Annotated in this window: 2 protein-coding genes; one reads left to right on the forward strand and one right to left on the reverse strand. The window is 52.4% G+C overall.

Features of this window, described 5'->3' with window-relative positions:
- Nucleotides 1-2 precede the first annotated feature (2 nt).
- On the reverse strand, nucleotides 3-788 hold the full coding sequence (locus R5H23_RS15115) for a hypothetical protein (protein ID WP_317215942.1): 786 nt from the start codon (nucleotides 786-788) through the stop codon (nucleotides 3-5).
- Between the two features lie 443 nt (nucleotides 789-1,231).
- Between R5H23_RS15115 and R5H23_RS15120 the strand changes: the two genes are divergently transcribed.
- The coding region (locus R5H23_RS15120) for a hypothetical protein (RefSeq protein WP_317215943.1) at nucleotides 1,232-2,395 on the forward strand (1,164 nt) is incomplete at its 3' end.

Genomic DNA, 2,395 nt, shown 5'->3' on the forward strand with positions numbered 1-2,395 from the left:
CCTCAGGCGCGTGCACGACAAGCGGGCGATCGGGAGGGTAATGATCCGGTTGGCAGAGCTGGAGGCGCTCGGTGCGCCAGAAGGGAAGCCAGAGGGCGAGAAAGCGGCGCATGGTCAGGACAGTCGAGGAGCCAGTGGGCAGGACGTCCTCCGCGCACCCGCAACAGCGAGACGGAAAGACGGCGGGGGCCGGGAAGCGGCAGAACCTGTCCCGGCAGACAGAGAGGGGCTGAAGGATGAGAAGTAACGTGCCAGCGTGTGGCGCAGGCACAAGGGTCTTTTCCAGATGAACGGGAGACGCTGACAGGGCGCAGGAAGAAGCCGGTATTCCCGCTGCTTTCGGCGGCCAGATTCAGACGACGCACTTCTGTCAGGGAGGGAATACGCGGACCGGATATTACGACAAGAGCGCGCTCGGGACCGCGCAGGATGTCCTCGGCGACGGCCAGAACACTGGCGTCATCGCTCTCAACGCAGATCAGGTGCCGGAGCGACATTCCGGTCTGATGCAGTCCCCAGGCATGGAGCTGAGGGGGAGCCGTTCCCAGCCAGAAAACAGGCTGGCCACTGCGCGCGAGCAGGGGCAGTAGCAGGGCGAGGCTGGCCCCGATCTCGAGCGGATCGGGCACCAGGATGTCATGCAGGCTGGCGGTTTTGATGCCGCCGCCCAGATGGTCATCGACCGGTTGCAGGCCTGTTGGCAGCACCCGAAAGGGGGAATGAGGCAGGCTCCGACGCTCCAGGCATCGGACCTGCTCGCGCAGACGCGCCAGCGCGTTCGAAGTCATGACTGTTCTCCTTAACGAGAACAGAAAGAGAACAAACGAACGCGGGACGCAAGTTAATTTTTGAGAGAGAAAGTTGCGAAAAAAGGCGGCTTCCCTTTCCTATTCTCTACAAAATGGCTCTGCTTTCAGAGCATTACGACCTTTGCACGCCTCTCCTGTGTTCTCCCTCTCAACTTTTGTGAAAAGCAATGAAAACTTTGCATCGCCTGATCGGCTAACAGCTCCAAAAAGGGGGTCTAGGTCGCACACACATTCGACCAGATATCCTCGTGACTGCGGCTTCAGATCAGATTGAGATCTTATGGGAGGCTCACGGGCAATCAGGAAAGTTCGTATAATTACAATTGTTTAATGTATTTCGGCTTGTGGCTTTTGTAAGGCAGTGAAACACTTCGCAATCATATCGCATTATTTTGCAATAAATAGTCTTGTGGAGTGTACTCATGGCTGACCCGTCGCTGAAAACCTATTCATCACAGCAGTTGGATCGGTTGCGGGCAGATATAAATGCCGTCAATCAGGATTATAATAACAATGCATCCGCGAACCTGGTCCAGCAGGACGTTGCCAAATTCTACTCAGATCAGTCCAGCTATGGGCTCTCCGCTTATCCAACCATAGCTTATTCCGTTGCCCTGAATATTGGAATGAACGGAATAACAGCCAATGCCAATATGCAAGCAGGGATAAAATCCGGAGACTCCGTTAATGTAGTAACAGAAAAAATGATGGTCTACCTTGCACGGGCAGACATGAACACTATTAATTTTAATTCTGGTGCCCCGGCCAGCATCGCCCAGATTACGCAATTTCATATAGATACATATAAACAACTAAATGTGGATCCAGTGCACTGGAGCGGATACGAGCCCGCACTTCAGAATGGGACCTGGATCCCTAATGCAACAAGTGAAGATTTACGGGATGTAACACGTCAATCGCAATATATTAAAGATCAGTCCTTCGGAACCCAGACGGACGCACTTGCCAATTTGATGGATGCGGGATTGGTCGGCGCCCAAACTGCACTGGGACAATATTTATACCATTCGCAGGGGGGCACGCCCCTTGTTTCAAACTTTTCCCAATTCTGGAGTGATTTGGGAATTGGCGGTCTGGTGGGTGGACGGGCCCTCCTGGCCTCCGGAACGTATCTAGTGAAGGGCGGCGGAGAACTCCTGGTCTCGCAATCGCATGCTGGGGATCTGACTGAGTATACACTCTCGCGGAATGGAAAAATCGACAGTTATACTGTATCTTCGAACGGTCAAATTTCAAACATGGGTGGTAACCAAGGTAATAGTCCAACTGAATACGTGTTTAGAGGGAATCAATCTGTAGCATCACAAAATGCAAATGTTATTGTGTCTTCTCCGGATATCACAACCATAAATGGAAATAACAACAGAGTCGCAAACATCCTTAATGGAAGTACAATTTCTGTTTCTGGTCAGAATAATACTATAAATGCTAGTGACGGATCGACGACCTTTATTTCGGGGCAGAATAACAATTTTAATGGGTGGGGACACAGCACGGCAGCCATTGGTGCGAACTCCTCCGCACAGGTCAATGGCGCGGGCCAAACCGTCCACCTTCTGGCTGAC

The sequence above is a fragment of the Gluconobacter sp. GP1 genome (genome assembly GCF_032913585.1).
Classification (GTDB): domain Bacteria; phylum Pseudomonadota; class Alphaproteobacteria; order Acetobacterales; family Acetobacteraceae; genus Gluconobacter; species Gluconobacter cerinus.